We start from the raw sequence: 17,356 nt of genomic DNA on the forward strand, positions 1-17,356 counted from the left end.
CCACACCCTTCCGTGCAGCTGGTACGACGGCCGTCCCCCCGCTCGGTCTCAGGTGGTGCGCGCGGTGCCCGTGCCCTTCTCGGCGTCCAGGGCGTACACGCAGCGGTCCTTGCTGCACGCGTACACGACCCTGTCCCTGACCACCGGCGCCCCGGTGATCTCGCCGCCGGTCGCGAGCTTCCAGCGCAGCCGGCCGTCGTCGGCCTTCAGGGTGTACAGGAGGTGGTCGGTGGAGCCGAAGTGGATACGGCCGTCCGCCACGGCCGGCGCCCCCACGATGTCGCCGCCCGCCTGGAAGCGCCACTTGGGCGTGCCCGTGACCGCGTCCAGGGTGTAGAGGCCCTTGCCGCTGCCGACGTGGACATGGCCCGCGGCCACCAGGACCGGGTCGACGGACGCCCGGGACTCGGTGGCGATGCGCCAGCGGTCGCGGCCGTCGGTGGCGTCGAGGGCGTAGACCGTGCCGAGGTAGTCGGCGAGGTAGATGCCGCCGCCGGTGACGGCCGGGCCCGGCGCGAAGGTGGGCGGGGAGAGGAACACCGCCGGTGCCTCGAAGTGCCACCTGACGTGGCCGCCGGCGACGTCGAGGGCCAGCACACGGGTGCCGGCGGAGACGTAGACGTAGCCGTCCGGGGCGTGCGTCAGCCGGATCGGCACACCGCCGCAGGAGGCGGCGTCGCCGATCGGGTAGGACCAGCGCTCGTCACCCGTACGGGCGTCCAGGGCGCGCAGCCGGGCGTCCTGCCAGACGTACACCGTGCCCTCGTGCACGGCGGGCCCGGCCTCCGGGGACTCGAAGTCGGTCTGGGCGCCGGTGAGCTCCCACAGCTTCCGCCCGTTCGCGGCCTCCCAGGCCTGGACGCCGCCGCCGCGGGTGCCGGTGACGACCGTGCCCCGGTCGGCGTGCAGGGAGTACACCCAGGCGTCGGTGTTCAGCCGCCACAGGTCGGCGCCCTCACGGCAGTCCAGGGCGAACAGCGTGGGCCCGTCGGAGGCGTGGATACGGCCGTCGGCGACCGCCATCGACCAGGCCACGTCCCGGGTCTTGAAGCGCCGCCGCCCGGTGGCCACGTCCAGGGCGTGCACCTCGAAGGAGGTCACGTAGACGAGGTCGCCGAAGACGGAGGGGGTGCCCCACACGTCGTTGGACATGCGGAAGCGCCACGGGCGCCAGCCGGCGGCCTCCGGGGCGGGGGCGGGGGGCGCCGGCACGGCCGGGTCGGCGCCGTTGACGCCGGGGCGGGGCTTGGCCCAGGAGGCGGCCAGGGCGGCCTCCGGCGGGGGCGCCTTCACGGCGGCGGCGCGCACGTCGGCGACCCGGGGGCCGGGGCCGATGGGCACCTGGGCGCCGGCGAGGCGGACCGGGCCGGTGTCGGGGGCGCCGACCGGTACCGGGGGCGCCGTGGGGATCACCGGGTCGTGCGAGGGCGGGGGCGGCAGGGGCGGGCGGCCCCCGCCGCTGCGGGCGCCGCCCTGCTGACCGGGCTTGGCCGCCGGGCGGCCGTTGCGGCGCGCCTCGATCAGGCTCACCGCCCGCTCGGGCAGCCATGCCGAGGCCGTACCGCTGTCGTCGGAGCCGGAGCCGAAGAGGTGGGGGGCCAGGTTGGCCTGGAGGTCGGCCGGGTTGGGGCGGGCCGTGGCCTCCATCTGCATGCAGGACTCGATCAGCGGGCGCAGCTCGTCCGGCAGGCCCTCCAGGTCCGGCCCCTCCCGGAGCAGCATGAAGACCGTCTCGACCGGGTTGGCGCCGTGGAAGGGCGGGTGGCCGGTGGCGGCGAAGACCAGCATCGAGCCGAGCGAGAAGACGTCGCTCGCGCCCGTGACCGACCGCGAGTCCTTGGCCTGCTCGGGGGACATGTAGGCGGGGGTGCCGACGGCCACGTTCGTCATGGTCAGACGGGTGTTCGAGACGCCGGAGGCGATACCGAAGTCGATCACCCGGGGGCCGTCCTCGACCACGAGCACGTTCGAGGGCTTGAGGTCGCGGTGGACCAGCCCGGCGCCGTGGATCGACTGCAGCGCCTCCGCCACGCCCGCCGCGAGCCAGCGCACGGCCTGGGCCGGGAGCGGCCCGCACTCGTTCACTATCTCCTCGAGCGAGGGCGCGGGCACGTACGCGGTGGCCAGCCAGGGCACCGCCGCACGCGGGTCGGCGTCGACGACGGCCGCCGTGTAGAACCCGGAGACCGCCCGCGCCGCCTCCACCTCACGCGTGAAACGGACGCGGAAGAGCTGGTCCTCGGCCAGCTCGGTCCGGACCGTCTTGATCGCCACGCGCCGGCCGGACGCCGAGCGCGCGAGATAGACCAGCCCCATGCCGCCGGCACCCAGCCGTCCCAGCACCTCGAACGGCCCGATCCGCCGCGGATCGTGCTGCGTCAGCTGATCCACCACTTGCCTGCCACCTCCCCGTACAAGCCGCGCCACCCACATATGTACGCGACCGAAGTGCAGCGTCTCACCACCGCACCGCCATGGCGGCACGCACCCCGATTCTTCCTGGCCGGAGCACCGGTTGCGAACCCGGGCCCGAATCGGGGTGTCTCCCCGCAAACCGGGGCGTTTCACCGCATGACTCAGGGCTCGGGCCGCTCCAGTACGGCGAACGACGCCCCTTGATTGTCTGTGACGACCGCCACCTTTCCGTACGACGTCTCGAATGGTGGTGCCTGAATACGGCCATCGAGCCGGCTCACCGTGCCGAGGACCGCCTCGCAGTCCTCGACGGCGAAGTGGACGAGGAAATGGGGCGGCATCTCGGCCGGAAAGACATCGGAGACGGGCGCGCGGCCGAAGTCGGGGCGGGCGTCCGGTCCGAACAGGGCGTCGTGGAAGAGCTCGCCGTAGAAGGTGTTGGCGGCCTCGGTGTCACGGGCGTACAGCTCGGCCCAGCCGAAGGTGCCCGGCTCGTGCCGCTTGCCGAAGCCCGGGTGGGAGCCGGGCTCCCAAAGGCCGAAAACGGCTCCCTCGGTGTCGGTGACCAGCGCGGTCGTCCCCAGGTCACCGAGCGGGACGGGCGCGGTGACGACCTGTCCGCCGGCCGCCCAGACCCGGTCGGCCAGGGACTCCGCGTCCGGGGTGGCGAAATAGACTGTCCACACGGTGGGCAGCCGCCCGTCCGTCTTGCGGGCGAGCGCGGCGACCGGCTCGCCGTCCTTGCGCGCCCAGACGGATCCCCCGTACGCGTCCTCGAAGTCCCACCCGAAGAGCTCACCGTAGAACCGCTTGCCCGCCTCGACGTCGGGAAGCTGCGCGTCCACCCAGCAGGGGACGCCCTCTCCGTACGCGGATGCCCTGTTTTCGGCCATACCGCCAAACTAACGGCGCCTCGCGCCCCCCGCAGGACCAGGCACACCTGTCCCCGCACCCCCATGCACCCCATTTGCAGTCGGCCGAATCGCGCTCCGATCACCCCTCGGTAAGCTGACGGCATGACAGGACAAGTGCGTACCGTCGACGGCCGTGTGGCGGGTCGGCGTGGGCAGGCGACCCGGCAGAAGCTGCTCGACTGCCTCAGCGAGATGCTCAGCTCCTCCCCGTACCGGGACGTCAAAGTCATCGATGTCGCCCGGAAGGCGGGCACTTCGCCCGCGACCTTCTACCAGTACTTCCCGGACGTCGAGGGCGCCGTCCTGGAGATCGCCGAGCAAATGGCCACCGAGGGAGGGCAGTTGACCGCCCTGCTCGAGGGCCGTTCATGGGTCGGCAAGGCCGGCTGGCAGACCGCGCAGGAACTCGTGGACGGGTTCCTGGAGTTCTGGCGGAAGAACGACGCGATCCTGCGCGTGGTCGATCTCGGGGCCGCCGAGGGCGACAAACGCTTCTACAAGATCCGCATGAAGATCCTGAACTCGGTCAACAACTCCCTGGCGGACTCCGTCGCCGAGTTGCAGTCCAAGGGCAGGGTCGACAAGGACGTGAACCCGGCCGCGGTCGCCGGTTCGCTCGTCGCGATGCTCGCGGCGGTGGCCTCGCACCAGAAGGGCTTCCAGACCTGGGGCGTCAAGCAGGCCGAACTCAAGCCGAACCTGGCCCTGTTGGTGCACCTGGGCGTGACGGGCAAGAAACCGACGAAGTAACGCGCCCCCTTTTTTCCAGGCCCCCCAAGTCCTGTCTGCAGGCGGTGGTTCACGGACGACTCCGTGAGCCACCGCCTGCTCCGCTGTGCGGACCCCGCCCGGCCCCTGACCTCGTACCCGCTGAACATCGTCGGCCGTCGCCGTGGCCTCGGTCGCCCTGTTCACCGGCGTCGGAGGGATCGCCGCCGGGCCCGCCTTCGCGACGGGTCAGCCCAACCAGTCCTGCCAGGCCGAGCCCGCGAGCCCCGGCCACGCCTCGAGCGCCCCCGGTTCCGCGTTCAACGAGGACCCGGGCGGTGTCGCCGGCAGCAAGTACGCCGGTTCCCAGCCCCAGAACTCCAAGAACCCGGCCTCGGTCTCCCAGTACGACGTGGCCTGCGCCCAGGTCTCGGCTCACTGATCACGACGGGTGATCCGAAAGACCCGGATCTCCCTCTCGACCCGCGCCTGATAGGTGGCGTACGGCGGCCAGAAGGCCAGCAGTGCCTTCCAGGCCGCCGTCCGCTCCTCGCCCTCCAGCAGGTGGGCCCGGACAGGGATGTCCGCACCCTTCCAGCTGACCTCCGCGTCCGGGTGGGCGAGCAGGTTGTGGGTCCAGGCCGGGTGGTCCGTGCGGCCGAAGTTCGAGCCGATCAGAAGCCAGCTGCGGCCGCCCTCCTCCGGCATGCACGCGAGCGGCGTACGGCGCCGCTGCCCGCTCCTCGCCCCGGTCGACGTCAGGATCACCCCCGGCAGCATCTGCGCGCTCAGCAGCATCTTCCCCCGGGTGAGCCGGTGGACGGCGCGGTCCAGCGCCGGAATCACATGCGGGGCCACCTTCGCGAAACCCCGCGTCGACGACACCCGCTGCACGACACGTTCGCCGATCACACCGCCACCTCCCGGCCCTCGAAGAGCCGCGCCGTCTGAGCGGCACGCGCCCGCAACCGATGCACCGGCCCGAAGAGCAGTTCGTCGCCCGATGCGCGCTTGAAGTACAGATGCGCCTGGTGTTCCCAGGTGAAACCGATCCCCCCGTGCAGCTGGATGCCCTCGGCGGACGCCACCCGCAGGGCCTCCAGGGCCTGCGCGAGCGCGAGCCCGCCGGCCCGCTCCCCCTTCGCGGTCGCCCAGGCCGCGTAGTAGGCCGCCGACCGCGCCGCCTGCACCTGCACGTACACGTCCGCCAGCCGGTGCTTGACCGCCTGGAAGGAGCCGATCGCCCGCCCGAACTGCTCCCGCTGTCCCACGTACTCCACCGTCAGCTCCAGCGCCCGGTCCGCGGCCCCGACGGCCTCGCAGGCCAGCACGGCGGCGACGGTGTCCCCGAGCGCGGCGAGGGCGCCCAGTACGTCGGCGCCCTCGTCCCCCAGCAACTCTGCCTCGACGTCCCGCAGCTGGACGCGGGCCTGCGGCCGGGTGGCGTCCAGCGCGGTCTGCCGTACCCGCACCACCCCCTGCGCATCCCCCGGCACCAGGAAGAGCAGCGTCCGGGAGCGGGCGAACCCCCCGGTGTGCGCGGCGACGAGCAGCACCCCCGCGCTGTGCCCGTCGAGCACCTGCTCGGCCTGCCCGTACAGCCGCCACCCCTCACCCGCCCGTCTGGCCTGCACGCCCCCGGCCCGTCCGCCACCGGCCCACTCCCCGCCGTTGTCACCGGTCAGGGCGAGGGCGGTGGTCAGGGCGGTGCCGGGCACGGCGAGGGCGGCGGTCACGGCACCGGAGGCCAGACGGGGCAGCAGCGAGGCGCGCTGGGTGTCCGAACCCAGGGCGAGGATGAGGGGCCCCGAGAGGACGGCGGTGGCGAGCAGCGGCGAGGGGGCCAGCGCCCGTCCCGTCTCCTCGCAGGCCAGGGCCAGCTCGGTCGCCGAACAGCCGACACCGCCGTAGGCCTCGGGCAGGGCGAGCCCCGGCAGGCCGAGCTGGTCGGCGAGCGCGGTCCACAGGACGGGGTCGTGACCGTCGGGGGTGTCGAGGGCGGCCCGCAGCTCCCGCGGGCCGCAGCGCTTGGTGAGCAGTTCGCGCAGGGTACGGCGGATCTCGTCCTGTTCGGCGGTGAAGCGGGCGTCCATGGCTCTTCCCTCCGGATCTGACGGGCCGTCATATTAGGAGTCCGGGAACGATATGCCCAGGGGAAGGTGGCCTCTCATGACGCGCGGGAGCCGGAAAGTGGCCGTGGTCGGGGTGTCCCTCTCCGACTGCGGCCGCGTCGACGACGCGACCCCGTACGCCCTGCACGCCCAGGCGGCCCGCCGCGCCCTCGCGGACGCGGGTCTCGGCCGCGGGCTCGTCGACGGCTTCGCCTCGGCCGGTCTCGGCACGCTCGCCCCCGTCGAGGTCGCCGAGTACCTCGGCCTGCGCCCCACCTGGGTCGACTCCACCTCGGTCGGCGGTTCCACCTGGGAGGTCATGGCCGCCCACGCGGCGGACGCGATAGCGGCCGGCCACGCGAACGCGGTGCTCCTGGTCTACGGCTCCACGGCCCGCGCCGACATCAGGGCCGGCCGGCGCACCGGCGACCTCTCCTTCGGCGCGCGCGGCCCGCTGCAGTTCGAGGTGCCCTACGGCCACACCCTGATCGCCAAGTACGCGATGGCGGCCCGCCGTCACATGATCGAACACGGTACGACCATCGAGCAGTTGGCGGAGGTGGCGGTGCAGGCACGGGCGAACGCCGCCCTGAACCCGGACGCGATGTTCCGCGACCCGGTCAGCGTGGACGACGTCCTGTCCGGCCCGATGATCGCCGACCCGTTCACCAAGCTGCACTGCTGCATCCGCTCCGACGGCGGCGCGGCGGTGCTGCTGGCCGCGGAGGAGTACGTGCGGGACTGCCGTACCGCCCCCGTCTGGGTGCTCGGCACCGGGGAGCACGTCTCGCACGCGGCGATGTCCGAGTGGCCGGACTTCACGGTGTCCCCGGCCGCGGTGAGCGGGCGGCTGGCCTTCGAGCGGGCCGGGGTGCGGCCGGCGGAGATGGACTTCGCCCAGATCTACGACGCGTTCACGTACATGACGCTGGTGACCCTGGAGGACCTCGGGTTCTGCGGGAAGGGCGAGGGCGGGGCGTTCGTGGAGAAGGGGCGGCTGCGGGTCGAGGGCGGGGAACTGCCGGTGAACACCGACGGGGGCGGGCTGTCGGCCCAACACCCCGGGATGCGGGGGCTGTTCCTGCTGGTGGAGGCGGTAAGGCAGCTGCGCGGGGAGGCGGGCGCCCGGCAAGTACGCGCGAGCGACGGGGAGTTGCCGCGGCTGGGAGTGGCGTCCGGGACCGGCGGATGGTTCTGCTCTGCCGGGACGGTGGTGCTCGGGCGCGAGTGAACCGGGGTCACTTGGTGACGGTGGTCGTAGGCTGCAGCGGGAGCCCCTTCCCGGCCCGCAGCGTACCGCCCAGTCACCGGAGGAGACCCGTATGGCCCTGACCCGTGAAGAGCGCGCACAGTTCCTGGCCGAGCCCCACATCGCCGCCCTGTCGGTGGACGCGGGTGAGGGACGCGCGCCGCTCACGCTGCCGATCTGGTACCAGTACGACGACGCCGACGGGACGATGTGGATCCTGACCGGGCTCACCTCCCGCAAGTACGAGCTGATCCAGGCCGCGGGCCGCTTCTCCCTGATGGTCGACCGGCTGGAGCCCACCATCAGGTACGTGTCGGTGGAGGGCCCGGTGATCGAGACCGCGCCCGGCACGATCGAGCGGCTGCGGGAGATGAGCGCGCGGTATCTGCCGGCCGAGAAGGTGGACGAGTACGTCGACTTCGCCTCGAAGAACCACGGCGAGCAGGTGTTCCTGCGGATGCGGCCCGAACGGTGGCTGTCCTCGGACCTCGGTACCGTCTGAGGCATGGGAACGGATCTACACGAGGTGCTGAGGTCGCTGCGGGTGTGGGACCCGGCGGTCACCGAACTGCGCCCCTTCGACCCCGCGGCCGCCCCCGCCGACCCCCTCGACCTGTTCACCGCGTGGTTCGCGGAGGCGGTCACGGCCGGGCAGCGCGAGCCGCACACCATGTCCCTCGCCACGGCCGACGCGGACGGGCGCCCGGACGTACGGATCGTGATGCTGCACGGCGCGGACGCCGGGGGCTGGACCTTCGCGACGCATGCGAGCAGCCGCAAGGGCCGGCAGCTGGCACAGCGCCCGCAGGCGGCCCTGTGCTTCTACTGGGCCGCCCTCGGCCGCCAGGTGCGGCTGCGTGGGACCGTCACCGCCGCGCCGGCCGCCGCGTCCCAGGGCGATCTGCACGCCCGCTCCACCGGCGCCCTCGCCGCCGCGCTCACCGGCCGGCAGAGCGAGGTCCTGGGCTCCCTCGAGGAGTTGGCGCAGGTCTCACAGGCCGCCTGGGAACGGGCCCAGCGGGAGCCGGACGCACCCGTGCCGACCTGGACGCTGTACCGACTGCGCCCTGAAGAGGCGGAGTTCTTCCAGGGCGACGAGCAACGCCGGCATGTACGGCTGAACTACCGCCGGGAGGGCGCAGGTTGGCAGCGCGAACTGCTCTGGCCGTGACACCACGTCCTCAGCGCGTGACGTCGTGCCCGTCGAAGTCGTACAGGTCGAAGTCGGCCACCGGGCGGTAACCGATGCGCTGGTAGAGGGCGTTGCTGGTCGGATTGGCCAGGTCCGTGAAGAGCAGGACCTCGTCGGCGCCCGACGCCCGCGCCGCCCGGCTGACCTCGGCGGTGACCGCGCCCGCGTAGCCCCGGCCGCGCAGTTGCGCCGGCGTGTAGACGGGCGCCACCCGCACCTGCCCGGCGACCATCGGGGTGACGCCGGCCATGGCGAGCGGGGTGCCGTCGGCGTCCTCCCAGAACGTGACGCCGCCGTAGGAGATGCGCGCGTCGGCCCAGCCCTCGGCGCGCTGCCCGGCGCCCTCGCCGACGGCTGCCATGAACTCGCCGTACCAGCGCACCAGTTGCTCCCGGTCCGCCTCCCCCGCGACCCGCGCCCGGCCCCTCGGCACCGGGCCCGGCGCGGTCAGGGTGTCGAGCCGGTACAGCCGCTGGCGCTGGCGCACCGCCGCCCTCGCGCCCGTGCGCCGCTCCCAGGCCCGCGCCAGCTCGGCGACGGAAGCCCGCTCGCCGGAGACGCCGGGCAGCGGACGGCCGTCGGCGGCCAGGTGCGCGGCGAGGGCGCCGGCCTCCTCGGGGGTGAGGGAGGTGACGTTGAGGCGGTAGGGAGGCGTACGGAAGTACACCGCCCGGACCGTCTCCCGCCGCTCCAGCACTCCGAAGTACGGCGCCTCGTCCCCGTAGACCCCCGTCCCCCGGGTCCTCAACTGCTCGGTCACCGTCAGCGCAAGGGTGTGCGGGGCGGGCCGGGAGCGCAGGAAGTCCCCGGCACGGGAGAGGAAGACGCCCAGGTCGTCGATGCGGTACCAGTCATCGGATCCCATACCTCATGCTGCCGCGCACTCCCCCCGGAACGCCTCCGAATTACGCCCGCTTCACAGCCCCTCGGGCTCCGGATCCGTGGCCAGGCGGGCGTGGAGGTGGGCGTCTCGGAAGGCGTCCTGGCGGTCTGCTTCGAACATCTGGCCGCGCATGGTGCCCTCGTATCGGAAGCCGCAGCGTTCGGCGACCTTGCAGGAGATCTGGTGGCCGACGGCGTGGCCCAGTTCGAGGCGGTTGAGCCGGAGGTCGGTGTGGGCCCAGTGCGCGGCGAGGGCGAGGGCGCGGGTGGCGACGCCCCGGCCGCGGGCCTCGGGCAGGACCCAGTAGCCGATGCGGGCGTGGCTGAGGAGGGTGTGGATGTCGCTGACGCTGATGTGGCCCAGCCTCGTACCGTCGCCCGCGTCCTCGACGCAGAACGCCACTCCCGTCCCCGTCCGCGCGTCCTCCGTCTTCGCGGCGATCGAGGCGCGGGCCACGGCAAGGTCGGCGACCGGCGTGAGCGGAGTGTTCCAGCGCAGGAACTCCGGGTCCGCGCAGCCCCGGAAGAAGGTCTCGACGTCGGCGCCGGAGTCCGCGTCCCACGGGCGCAGCCGCAGTCCGTGTCCGAGCACTTCGGTGGATTCGAGGGCGAGGGTGGGTTCGTGTATGCCGGTCATGCGCCCATTCAAACGCGCCCGCCTCAGCCACGCGGCCGGAATACCGGCACCCCCTCCCGGAACACGGCCTCCAGCTCCATCCCGGCCCGCAGCCGCTCCGCCGGGCACTCCACGATCTCCGTCATCATCCGCGGCCCCTCCGCGAGGTCGACGACGGCGGCGACGTACGGGGTGCGATCGCCGAAGGGCGGCAGGTCGTTGCGGTGGACGACGGACCACGTGTAGAGCGCGGCCCGGCCGCACGCCGGCTCCCAGGCCACGTCCTCGCTCCAGCAGTGCGGGCAGAACTCCCGCGGGTAGTGGTGCGCCCGCCGGCACGCCCCGCACCGCCGGACCAGCAGCCGCCCCTCGGCCGCCGCGTCCCAGTACGTCCGCGTGAAGGCGTCGGCCTCCGGGAGATCGTGACGGGTCATGCATCTGACGGTACGTCAGGTCTCGCGTTCCCGGAACCCGGGATCCGCACGGTTCCGGGCCAGGGGCCGGGCCGATCGCCGTACGACCACAACCAGGTGTCCTACGCCACAAGCCCCACCCACTCCTCCTACAGGCGTGATCAATCCGCAACCAATTCCGGTCTTGACCGAGACCCATCAAGCTGGTGCGTGATTACGCTCGCGCTCATGGCCGACTCCACACCCTCCCCGAGCCCTTCGGACCGTCCCGTCTACGTCGTCGGCGGCGGACCCGCGGGGCTCTCCGTCGCATACGCGCTGCGGGCCAAGGGGATCCGTGCGGTGGTCCTGGAGAAGTCGGACCAGGTGGGCGCTGCCTGGCGGCGCCATTACGACCGGCTGCACCTGCACACCACCCGCCGGCTGTCCGCCCTTCCCGGACTGCCGATACCGCGCCGTTTCGGCCGCTGGGTCGCCCGCGACGACGTCGTGCGCTACCTGGAGAAGTACGCCGAGGTGCACGAGCTGGAGATCGTCACCGGGGTCGAGGTGTCCCGGATCGAGCGCACACCCGACGGCACGGGCTGGCTGCTGCACGCCACCGGCGGCCGTGAGCTGACCGGCGCCGCCGTGGTCGTCGCCACCGGGTACAACCACACGCCGTACGTGCCCGAGTGGCCCGGACTCGGCCAGTACACCGGCGACTTCGTGCACGCCGGCGACTACCGCAACCCCGAGCCGTACGCCGGCCGGGACGTCCTGGTCGTGGGCGTCGGCAACACCGGCGCGGAGATCGCCGTGGACCTGGTCGAGGGCGGCGCATCGCGGGTACGGCTGTCCGTGCGCACGACCCCGCACATCGTCCGCCGCTCCACCGCGGGCTGGGCCGCCCAGTACACGGGCGTCCTGGTGCGGCGGCTGCCGGTCGGGCTCGTGGACCGGCTGGCCCGGCCGATGGCGAAGCTCAGCGTGCCGGACCTGTCCGCGCAGGGGCTGCCCCGCCCGGACTCCGGGCTCTACAGCCGCGCCAAGGAGGGTGCCATCCCCGTGCAGGACGTCGGTCTGATCGACGCCGTGCGCAAGGGGAAGGTCGAGGTCGTGGCCGCCGTCGACGGCTTCGAGGGCGGCAAGGTGGTCCTCGCCGACGGCACCCTCGTCTCCCCGGAGGCCGTGGTCGCCGCAACCGGATACGTCCGTGCGTTGGAGGGCCTGGTCGGTCATCTGGGCGTGCTGGACGAGCGGGGCAGACCGGTGGCGCATGGCGCCCGCGCCCCGCAACAGGCGCCCGGCCTGCACTTCACCGGGTTCACCACACCCATCAGCGGCACCCTGCGCGAGGTCGCGATGGACGCCGAGAAGATCGCGAAGGCGATCGTGCGGGCCGGCGGGAACTCGCTGTCCCGACTGCCCGGCTGATGCCCTCCTGACCTGCACGACCCTCAACTTCCTTCATCCATATACGCGTTACTTGTGTGTCAGATGTGGCGGAAGCGTTGAAGCGTGCCGTCTTCCGGGGCCAGAATGTGAACACTGCTCAGCTTTCCGGCTCCACATTCTCTCCCCACTCTCTCCATATGGAGGATGCACGTGGCACGCGAAAGACAGCCCCACCCCCGCGCCCTGACGCGGCGCTCCCTGCTCGGCGGTGCCGCCGCGGCGGCGGGCGCCGTCACCCTCACCGGCACCGCCGCCGGAACCGCGTCGGCGGCGACCAGCCGTGACGTCGACGTGGCGATCGTCGGCGGCGGCCTCGCCGGACTGACCGCGGCCCGTGACCTGGTGGCCGGAGGCAAGACGGTCGCCGTCCTGGAGGCCCGGGACCGTGTCGGCGGCCGGGTCGTCAACCTGCAACTGCCAGGCGGCGGGTTCACCGAGGGCGGCGGCGAGTTCATCGGCCCCACTCAGAACCGCATCAAGGCCCTCGCCGACTCCCTGGGCGTGGCGACCTTCACGACCTACAACACCGGCAAGAACCTCCTGTACAAGGACGGCACCCGGACCCCGTACGCCACCGACGGCGTCCTCGGCTCGGTCCCGCCGGTCGACGTGGCCGGGCTCGCCAACGCGGCGATCGTGCAGGCCTCGCTGGACGACATGGCCAAGAAGGTGCCGGTGGACGCGCCCTGGACGGCCGCCAAGGCGGCCGAATGGGACAAGCAGACCTTCGAGAGCTGGCTGAACGCCAACGCGGTCATCCCCTCGGCCAAGTTCCTGCTGGACGTGGCCTGTACGTCGATCTTCTCCGCGCAGCCCCGCGAACTCTCCCTGCTCTACGTGCTGTTCTACATCGCCGCCGCCGGCGACGAGAACAACGTCGGCACCCTGGAACGCCTCACCGACACCGCGAACGGCGCCCAGGAGTCCCGCTTCGTCGGCGGCTCCCAGCAGGTCCCGATCAAGCTGGCCGCCACCCTCGGCGACCGGGTGGTGCTGAGCGCGCCGGTGCGCTCGATCGCGCAGTCCGGCGCCAAGTACGTCGTCACGGCCGACGGGATCACGGTGACGGCGAAGAAGGTCGTCGTCGCCGTACCGCCCCCGCTGGCGGCCCGCATCACCTACGACCCCCTGCTCCCCGCCGCCCGGGACCAGCTCAGCCAGCGGCTGCCGATGGGCTCGATCGGCAAGGCGATCGCGGTCTACGACACCCCCTTCTGGCGCGCGGACGGCCTCAACGGCCAGGTCGTCAGCGACTCCGGCGTGGTCCGCTCGACCTTCGACAACTCCCCGCCGGACGCCTCCTACGGCGCCCTGATGGGCTTCATCGAGGCCGACGAGATGCGGGCGTACGACGCCTCGAGCGTCGACGAGGTCAAGGCGGCCGTCCTGAAGGACTACGTCAACTACTTCGGCGACAAGGCCAAGTCGCCGACCTCCTTCGTGCTGCAGCGGTGGAACAACGAGGGCTTCTCCCGCGGCGGCCCGGTCGCCTTCGCCCCGCCCGGTGTCCTGACCGACTACGGCACCTCCCTGCGCAAGCCGGTCGGCGGCATCCACTGGGCGGGCACGGAGACCTCCACCTACTGGAACGGCTACATGGACGGAGCCGTGCGGTCGGGCGAGCGGGTGGCCAAGGAGGTGCTGGCCGAGCTCTGAGCCGGTTGATCGGTTGCGGGTTCACCAACTTTGGGTGCACGCCCATTCCTGACACTGCGTCAGTTCAGTAATCTGACAGAGCGTCAGTTATTTGGCTGTCTCAGAGGAGCGGGCGGACCGATGCTTGGATCAACCCACGGCACCCTCACCACCGACTCCCGCCGGGCCCGGGTCATCGCCTGCGGCGAGCAACCCGGGCCCGCCGTCCACGGCAGGCCCGCCGAGGTCGACGATCTGGACGTCGGCGGGCGACCGCTGTACGCCGACGTCCCCGACCTGGACCGGTTCTTCCGCCCCGAGTCCGTCGCCGTCATCGGCGCCTCGGACACCGAGGGGCGGCCCAACACCGGCATCACCCGGCAGCTGGTGGCCTGGGCCGAGCGGGTCGGCGCCCGGCTGCACCCCGTTCACCCGCACCGCGCGTCCGTCTTCGGCATACCCTGCTCCCCGTCCGTCGCCGACCTGCCCGAACAGGTCGACCTGGCCGTGCTGCTGGTCGCCGACCCGCTTCCCGTGGTCGAGGAACTCGCCGAGGCCAAGGTGAGGTTCGCGGTGGTCTTCGCCTCCGGGTTCGCCGAGACGGGAGCGCAGGGCGCGGCCGCGCAGGAGCGGCTGGCGCTCGCCGTGCGGCGCTCGGGGATGCGGCTGCTCGGGCCCAACACCAACCTCAACGCCTTCGAGCGGTTCCGCGACGACCTCGACGGACCGGCGATCGCCCTGATCACCCAGTCGGGACACCAGGGCCGACCCGTCTTCTCCCTCCAGGAACTCGGCATCCGGCTCTCCCACTGGGCGCCCACCGGCAACGAGGCCGACCTGGAGACCGCCGACTTCCTCTCCTACTTCGCCGAGCGGCCCGAGGTCGGCGCCATCGCCTGCTACGTCGAGGGCCTCAAGGACGGCCGTTCCTTCCTGCTCGCCGCCGACCGCGCCGCCCGGCGCAAGGTACCGGTCGTCGCCGTGAAGGTGGGCCGCACCGAGACCGGCGCCCGCACGGCCGCCTCGCACACCGGCAAGCTGACCGGCGCGGACACGGTGGTGGACGCGGCGATGCGGCAGTTCGGCGTGATCCGGGTGGACGGCCTGGACGAACTCCAGGACACCGCCGCCCTGCTGGCCCGGGCGAAGCCGCCGCGGGCCGACGGGGTCGTCGTCTACTCCATCTCGGGCGGCACCGGCGCGCACTTCGCCGACCTGGCGACGGAGGCGGGGCTGTCGCTGCCGCAGCTGTCCGCAGCCAAACAGACCGAGCTGCACCAGTGGATACCCGAGTACCTCAGCGTGGCCAACCCCGTCGACAACGGCGGGCACCCGGTCGGCGACGAACGCGGCCGGAAGATCATCGACGCGATCCTCGACGACCCGGCGGTCGGCGTGCTGATCTGTCCGATCACGGGCCCCTTCCCGCCGCTCAGCGACAAGCTCGTCCAGGACCTGGTGGACGCGGCCGAGCGGACGGACAAGCTGGTCTGCGTGGTGTGGGGATCCCCGGTCGGCACCGAACCGGCGTACCGCGAGGTCCTGTTGGGCTCCTCCCGCGTCGCGACCTTCCGCACGGTCGCCAACTGCATCACCGCCGTCCGCGCCTACCTCGACCACCACCGCTTCGTCGCCCACTACCGCTCCCCCTTCGACGAGGCCCCGCGCACCACCTCGCCCTCCTTCCGCAAGGCGCAGGCGCTGATGCGCCCGGGGCAGCAGCTCAGCGAGCACGCGGCGAAGCAGCTGCTGCGGGCGTACGGCATCCGTGTGCCGCGCGAGCAACTGGTGACCAGCGCGGCGGCGGCCGTACGCGCGGCCGGGCTGGTGGGCTACCCCGTGGTGATGAAGGCGTCCGGCGCGCAGATCGCCCACAAGACCGAGCTGGGCCTGGTGAAGGTGGGCCTGACCTCCGCCAGCCAGGTCCGGGACGCCTACCGCGAGCTGACCGACATCGCCCGCTACGAGGGCGTCTCGCTGGACGGTGTCCTGGTCTGCCAGATGGTCGAGCGGGGCGTGGAGATGGTCGTCGGCGTCACCCACGACGAGCTCTTCGGACCGACGGTGACCGTCGGGCTCGGCGGGGTGCTGGTGGAGGTGCTGCACGACGTCGCCGTACGCGTGCCGCCCTTCGGCGAGGACCAGGCGCACGCCATGCTGGCCGACCTGCGCGGGCGGGCGCTGCTGGAGGGGGTGCGGGGGCGGCCGCCGGCGGACGTGGACGCGCTCGTGGAGGTCGTCCTGCGGGTGCAGCGCATGGCGATGGAACTCGGGGACGAGCTGGCGGAGCTCGACATCAACCCGCTGATGGTGCTGCCCCGGGGGCAGGGGGCGGTGGCGCTGGACGCGCTGGCGGTGTGCCGGTGACCGGGATCCTGCACACGACCGACGGCCACGTCACCCACCTCACCCTCAACCGGCCCGAGGCCCTCAACGCCCTCACCCCCGACCAACGGGACCTGCTCATCCAGCTGTTGGCGGACGCGTCGGCCGACCCGGAGGTCCGGGCGGTGGTGATCACCGGGACCGGGCGCGGCTTCTGCGCGGGCGCGGACCTGCGTGGTGGCGCGGCGGCCGGTGAGCGGGTGGCGGGGGATGTGGCCCGCGTCCTGCGTCTTGGCGCCCAGCGGCTGACCGCCGCCGTCCTGGACTGCGAGAAGCCGGTGATCGCGGCGGTGAACGGTACGGCGGCCGGCCTGGGCGCGCATCTCGCCCTCGCCTGCGACCTCGTACTGGCCGCGGAGTCGGCGAGGTTCATCGAGGTGTTCGTACGCCGGGGACTGGTCCCGGACGGCGGCGGGGCGTACCTCCTCCCCCGTCTGATCGGCCCGCAGCGCGCCAAGGAGCTGATGTTCTTCGGCGACGCGCTCTCCGCCACCGACGCCGAACGCCTGGGCCTGGTCAACCGGGTCGTCCCCGACGAGGAGCTGGAGAAGACGGCCCGCGCCTGGGCGGAACGCCTCGCCACCGGCCCCACCCGCGCCCTCGCCCTCACCAAACAGCTCGTCAACGCCTCCCTGGACACCGACCGCGCGACCGCCTTCGCCGCCGAGGCCGCCGCGCAGGAGATCAACATGACGACGCGGGACGCCCAGGAAGGGGTACGCGCCTTCGTGGAGCGCAGAAGCCCCGACTACCAGGGTCGTTGACCTTCCCATCTGACGAACCGTCAGCTTCAATGGAGGGGTGATGGGACACGCAGGAGCGGCCGCGGCCGCCGTCCGATACCTCAGGTCGACCGGGGCCACGGCCCCCGTGGAGCCGCTGCCGCGCCCTGAGCTGCGGTGCGTCGGCGAGGACGAGCGCGCCCCCGTCGACCAGACCGAGTTCCGCCGCGTTCTGGGCACCTTCGCGACCGGCGTCACCATCGTGACGGCGCCCCCCGAGGCCGGCTTCGCCTGCCAGTCCTTCTCCTCGCTCTCCCTCGACCCGCCCCTGGTCGCCTTCATGGTCGGCCGTACCTCGACGACCTGGCCCCGCATCGCCCGCGCCGGCGTCTTCTGCGTCAACATCCTCGCCGCCGACCAGGGCGACCTGTGCCGCGCTTTCGCGGTGAGGGGCGCCGACAAGTTCGCGGGCGTGCCCCACGACCCGGCCCCGGCCACCGGCTCACCCCGCCTGACCGGCGCGGTCGCCTGGATCGACTGCACGATCCACGCGGTCCACACCGGGGGCGACCACCTGATCGTGGTGGGCCGGGTGGAGGCCCTGGGCACCTCCGACACCGAGCCCACCCCCCTGCTCTTCCACCGGGGCCACTTCGGCCGCCTGCAGGACTAAGGGG

General features: G+C 72.7%; 17 protein-coding genes. 10 read left to right on the forward strand and 7 right to left on the reverse strand.

What is annotated here, in order from left to right; genetic code table 11:
- Positions 1 to 48: 48 nt before the first annotated feature.
- Both ABZZ74_RS10020 and ABZZ74_RS10025 read right to left on the reverse strand, forming a co-directional pair.
- Positions 49 to 2,394 (reverse strand): serine/threonine-protein kinase, encoded by a 2,346-nt coding sequence (locus ABZZ74_RS10020; RefSeq protein WP_356763017.1) that lies wholly within the window; start codon positions 2,392 to 2,394, stop codon positions 49 to 51.
- 182 nt (positions 2,395 to 2,576) lie between these two features.
- A complete protein-coding gene (locus ABZZ74_RS10025) occupies positions 2,577 to 3,308 on the reverse strand; it encodes a VOC family protein (protein WP_356763019.1) in 732 nt (243 codons plus the stop codon).
- Between the two features lie 135 nt (positions 3,309 to 3,443).
- Here ABZZ74_RS10025 and ABZZ74_RS10030 point away from each other — a divergent pair, with 135 nt between their 5' ends.
- Positions 3,444 to 4,079 carry a TetR family transcriptional regulator gene (locus ABZZ74_RS10030; protein WP_208781408.1) on the forward strand — a complete coding sequence of 212 codons (636 nt, stop codon included), beginning with the start codon at positions 3,444 to 3,446 and terminating at the stop codon, positions 4,077 to 4,079.
- Positions 4,080 to 4,221: 142 nt separating this feature from the next.
- Positions 4,222 to 4,479, forward strand: a complete 258-nt coding sequence (locus ABZZ74_RS10035; RefSeq protein WP_356763021.1) for a hypothetical protein — start codon at positions 4,222 to 4,224, stop codon at positions 4,477 to 4,479.
- Here the strand turns inward: ABZZ74_RS10035 and ABZZ74_RS10040 are convergent.
- Positions 4,473 to 4,949, reverse strand: coding sequence for a nitroreductase/quinone reductase family protein (locus ABZZ74_RS10040; protein WP_356763023.1), 477 nt, complete (start codon positions 4,947 to 4,949; stop codon positions 4,473 to 4,475). The two genes, ABZZ74_RS10035 and ABZZ74_RS10040, sit on opposite strands and share 7 nt — an antisense overlap.
- Entirely contained in the window at positions 4,946 to 6,130 is a 1,185-nt protein-coding gene (locus ABZZ74_RS10045; protein ID WP_356763025.1) for an acyl-CoA dehydrogenase family protein, read from the reverse strand. Before ABZZ74_RS10045 ends, ABZZ74_RS10040 begins: the two co-directional genes overlap by 4 nt.
- A gap of 76 nt (positions 6,131 to 6,206) precedes the next feature.
- Between ABZZ74_RS10045 and ABZZ74_RS10050 the strand changes: the two genes are divergently transcribed.
- From ABZZ74_RS10050 to ABZZ74_RS10060, 3 genes are all read left to right on the forward strand, one after another.
- Positions 6,207 to 7,379: an acetyl-CoA acetyltransferase gene (locus ABZZ74_RS10050; RefSeq protein ID WP_356763027.1), complete on the forward strand. Its 1,173-nt coding sequence runs from the start codon at positions 6,207 to 6,209 to the stop codon at positions 7,377 to 7,379.
- Between the two features lie 91 nt (positions 7,380 to 7,470).
- On the forward strand, positions 7,471 to 7,899 hold the full coding sequence (locus ABZZ74_RS10055) for a pyridoxamine 5'-phosphate oxidase family protein (protein ID WP_356763029.1): 429 nt from the start codon (positions 7,471 to 7,473) through the stop codon (positions 7,897 to 7,899).
- A 3-nt stretch (positions 7,900 to 7,902) separates the two neighbouring features.
- Positions 7,903 to 8,568, forward strand: a complete 666-nt coding sequence (locus tag ABZZ74_RS10060; RefSeq protein WP_356763031.1) for a pyridoxal 5'-phosphate synthase — start codon at positions 7,903 to 7,905, stop codon at positions 8,566 to 8,568.
- 10 nt (positions 8,569 to 8,578) lie between these two features.
- Here the strand turns inward: ABZZ74_RS10060 and ABZZ74_RS10065 are convergent, their stop codons facing one another.
- From ABZZ74_RS10065 to ABZZ74_RS10075, 3 genes are read right to left on the reverse strand one after another with little or no spacing between them, the layout of a single operon-like run.
- Positions 8,579 to 9,454: a GNAT family N-acetyltransferase gene (locus tag ABZZ74_RS10065; RefSeq protein ID WP_356763033.1), complete on the reverse strand. Its 876-nt coding sequence runs from the start codon at positions 9,452 to 9,454 to the stop codon at positions 8,579 to 8,581.
- A 51-nt stretch (positions 9,455 to 9,505) separates the two neighbouring features.
- On the reverse strand, positions 9,506 to 10,108 hold the full coding sequence (locus ABZZ74_RS10070; protein WP_356763035.1) for a GNAT family N-acetyltransferase: 603 nt from the start codon (positions 10,106 to 10,108) through the stop codon (positions 9,506 to 9,508).
- Between the two features lie 23 nt (positions 10,109 to 10,131).
- The gene (locus ABZZ74_RS10075; RefSeq protein ID WP_356763037.1) at positions 10,132 to 10,521 is read right to left on the reverse strand and encodes a Zn-ribbon domain-containing OB-fold protein; all 390 of its coding nucleotides are present in this window, start codon (positions 10,519 to 10,521) and stop codon (positions 10,132 to 10,134) included.
- Between the two features lie 207 nt (positions 10,522 to 10,728).
- On the opposite strand from ABZZ74_RS10075, the gene ABZZ74_RS10080 reads away from it, so the two are divergent.
- The 5 genes from ABZZ74_RS10080 (at position 10,729) to ABZZ74_RS10100 (ending at position 17,352) form a co-directional block, all read left to right on the forward strand.
- A complete protein-coding gene (locus ABZZ74_RS10080; RefSeq protein WP_356763039.1) occupies positions 10,729 to 11,916 on the forward strand; it encodes an NAD(P)/FAD-dependent oxidoreductase in 1,188 nt (395 codons plus the stop codon).
- 165 nt (positions 11,917 to 12,081) lie between these two features.
- Positions 12,082 to 13,593 carry an FAD-dependent oxidoreductase gene (locus ABZZ74_RS10085; protein WP_356763041.1) on the forward strand — a complete coding sequence of 504 codons (1,512 nt, stop codon included), beginning with the start codon at positions 12,082 to 12,084 and terminating at the stop codon, positions 13,591 to 13,593.
- Positions 13,594 to 13,713: 120 nt separating this feature from the next.
- Complete coding sequence (locus ABZZ74_RS10090) at positions 13,714 to 15,939, forward strand: acetate--CoA ligase family protein (RefSeq protein ID WP_356763043.1); 2,226 nt, start codon at positions 13,714 to 13,716, stop codon at positions 15,937 to 15,939.
- Positions 15,930 to 16,721, forward strand: coding sequence for an enoyl-CoA hydratase-related protein (locus tag ABZZ74_RS10095; RefSeq protein ID WP_356763045.1), 792 nt, complete (start codon positions 15,930 to 15,932; stop codon positions 16,719 to 16,721). The genes ABZZ74_RS10090 and ABZZ74_RS10095 overlap by 10 nt, the downstream gene beginning before the upstream one ends.
- A gap of 40 nt (positions 16,722 to 16,761) precedes the next feature.
- Positions 16,762 to 17,352 (forward strand): flavin reductase family protein, encoded by a 591-nt coding sequence (locus ABZZ74_RS10100; protein ID WP_356763047.1) that lies wholly within the window; start codon positions 16,762 to 16,764, stop codon positions 17,350 to 17,352.
- The last annotated feature ends 4 nt before the right edge of the window (positions 17,353 to 17,356 follow it).

This window comes from Streptomyces sp. NPDC006476 (assembly GCF_040612015.1).
Lineage (GTDB): Bacteria > Actinomycetota > Actinomycetes > Streptomycetales > Streptomycetaceae > Streptomyces > Streptomyces griseorubiginosus_B.